Source organism: Pseudomonas brassicae, from assembly GCF_010671725.1.
GTDB lineage: Bacteria > Pseudomonadota > Gammaproteobacteria > Pseudomonadales > Pseudomonadaceae > Aquipseudomonas > Aquipseudomonas brassicae.
The window spans coordinates 1-2,506 of the sequence record NZ_JAAHBU010000408.1 but is presented as its reverse complement, the minus strand read 5'-3'; the positions used below and the strand labels follow the sequence as shown (position 1 = coordinate 2,506).

General features: G+C 63.4%; 2 protein-coding genes and 1 pseudogene. 1 reads left to right on the top strand and 2 read right to left on the bottom strand.

Going from position 1 to position 2,506, the window contains the following annotated elements:
- A partial coding sequence (locus G3436_RS23010) for a glucose-6-phosphate dehydrogenase (protein WP_476644179.1) occupies positions 1–536 on the bottom strand: 536 nt, incomplete at its 3' end.
- 213 nt (positions 537–749) lie between these two features.
- Here G3436_RS23010 and hexR point away from each other — a divergent pair.
- Positions 750–1,610 carry a DNA-binding transcriptional regulator HexR gene (gene hexR / locus G3436_RS23005; protein ID WP_338001308.1) on the top strand — a complete coding sequence of 287 codons (861 nt, stop codon included), beginning with the start codon at positions 750–752 and terminating at the stop codon, positions 1,608–1,610.
- On the opposite strand, the pseudogene G3436_RS23000 reads toward hexR, so the two are convergent.
- Positions 1,583–2,457: pseudogene (locus tag G3436_RS23000) on the bottom strand (D-hexose-6-phosphate mutarotase). The gene hexR and the pseudogene G3436_RS23000 overlap by 28 nt on opposite strands.
- Positions 2,458–2,506: the final 49 nt, after the last annotated feature.

Sequence of the window (2,506 nt, the reverse complement as noted above, 5' to 3'; positions counted from 1 at the left end):
TCCTTGCCCAGGTAATGGTCGATGCGGTACACGCGATTTTCGGGGAAGTACTGCGCCACCGCGTCATTGACCCGTCGCGACGACTCAAGGTCGTGGCCGATGGGTTTTTCCAGCACCACGCGGGTGCGCTCGCTCAAACCGACCTTGTCGAGGTTTTCGCAGATACCGCCATACACCGCAGCCGCTGTGGCGAAGTACGCGATCAGCGGCGCACCCGGCTCTACCTGCTCGGCCAGCGCGTGGTAGTCCTCGGGCTGGAGAAAATCCACATGCAGGTAGCTCAAGCGCGCCAGAAAACGCTGCAAGGCCAGGGCTTCGATCTCTGCGCCCACATGCTGGTGCAGGTGGGCCTCGATCGTGGCCAGGTGCTCCTGCGCAGTGCCCACCTCGCGCGCCAGCGCCAGTACGCGGGTCTGCGGGTTGAGCAGGCCGGCGCGATCGAGCTGGTAGAGCGCCGGGAACAGCTTGCGCAACGCCAGGTCACCCAGGGCGCCGAACAGGGCAAAGGTGCAAGGTTCTACGGTGATCGAAGCCATGATATTGGTTCTTTTATCAAGTTGACGTAGAAATACCGGTTTCAACCGCAGTTTTCAAGGGCTAATGTAGTAAAACTAACAACATATAGCACTGTATACAGAATCAAGTGGTGCACCAACCGTGCCATCAGTACGATAGGCCACCGCGTAAAAAGCCGTCTGCCCGTGGCAGCCGGTGGCATCCCCGACCCAAGGACATTCCCCATGGACCGCGTGCGAAACCTCCTGGAGCAGATCCAGGGCCGCCTCGATGACTTGAACAAGGCAGAGCGCAAAGTCGCCGAAGTCATCCTGCTCAACCCGCAGCAAGCTACCCGCTTCAGCATCGCGGCGCTGGCCCAGGCCGCCAAGGTCAGCGAACCGACCGTCAATCGCTTCTGCCGCTCGTTCGGCGTCAGCGGCTACCCCGAGCTCAAGCTGCAACTGGCGCAGAGCCTGGCCAGCGGCGCGGCCTATGTAAGCCGCGCGGTTGAGGCCGACGATGATCCGGCGTCCTACACCCAGAAAATCTTCGGCAGCGCCATTGCCTCGCTCGACAGTGCCTGCCAGCAGCTCGACCCGCAACTGGTCAGCCGCGCTGTCGACATGCTGATCCAGGCGCGCCAGATCCACTTCTTCGGCCTGGGCGCCTCGGCCCCGGTTGCCCTCGATGCGCAGCACAAGTTCTTTCGCTTCAACCTCGCCGTGTCGGCCCACGCCGACGTGCTGATGCAGCGCATGCTGGCATCGGTGGCGCACACCGGCGAGCTGTTCGTGATCATCTCCTACACCGGGCGTACCCGCGAACTGGTCGAGGTGGCACGCCTGGCGCGCGAAAACGGTGCATCGGTGCTCGGCCTGACTGCCGCCGACTCGCCGCTGGCCAAGGCCAGCAGCCTGAGCCTGAACATCCCGCTGCCCGAAGACACCGACATCTACATGCCGATGACCTCGCGCATCATCCAGCTCACGGTGCTCGACGTACTGGCCACCGGCATGACCCTGCGCCGGGGCGTGGATTTCCAGCCGCACCTGCGCAAGATCAAGGAAAGCCTCAACGCCAGCCGCTACCCGATCGACGACGAACTCAATTGAGCGAGTGCGCCTGCAGATGCCAGGTGCGCCCGCTCCCCCGGTGCCAGGCTGAGGCTGTCACTGCTGCCGCTGGCGGCTTCCACGCAGATGAAGCGCTGGGTCTCGCTGCCACTGACGCCCATCAAGGGCCGACTGCCAGGGTGCCACACCACGGTGTCGTCACTGTCGCCGGTATCGATGCACAACTGACGCTGCCAGGCCGGGTCATGTACCTGCAAGGTGGCGGCATTCTGGAACACCCGCTGGCACCCGCCCTGCACTTTCAAGGCGCCCTTCTGCTGGCAGGCCTGACGACTCAAATGATCGTAACCCTTAGCATTCTCTAGCCCAGATAGCGCTATCTCGGAAACGTCACTAATACGCCAGTAGGCCAGCAGAGCATGACTCAACTGGCACGGCAGGCTGTCCTGGTGCTCGGTGCTCAGTTGCAGTTCCATGCGCTGGCCAAGGTTGGCCACCAGGTCGACCTGCCAATCGCACAGCTGCAGGCGCCACTTCAGGGTCACCCCGGCCTCGCTTTCAGTACTGTCGATCAGTTTCCAGTCGAGCAGGCGCGCCCAGCCATGGGCCGCCACATGTCTTCGCTGGGGTGACGGCCGTACCACGGCCAGCACACCGGTACACCACCGCGGATGGCGCCGACCTGCGGCCACTGGGCAGCACACCACAACCACGGGCGTTCGCCACTGGGCTGGAAGTGCAGCAGCTGTGCGCCCTGACGGCTGAAGACCGCCTGGCACTGGGGGTGATCGATGATCAGCACATCGCGCTGCTGGTAACGCTCCCACGCGAAGGTCGGCCGTGGCCGCTGCGAGGTGAAGAAGCGTTGAAGCGGGTGCTCGGGCATGTTTCAAGACTCTTGTTGTTAGGGAGGGCCTGTTCGCTGGCAAGCCAGC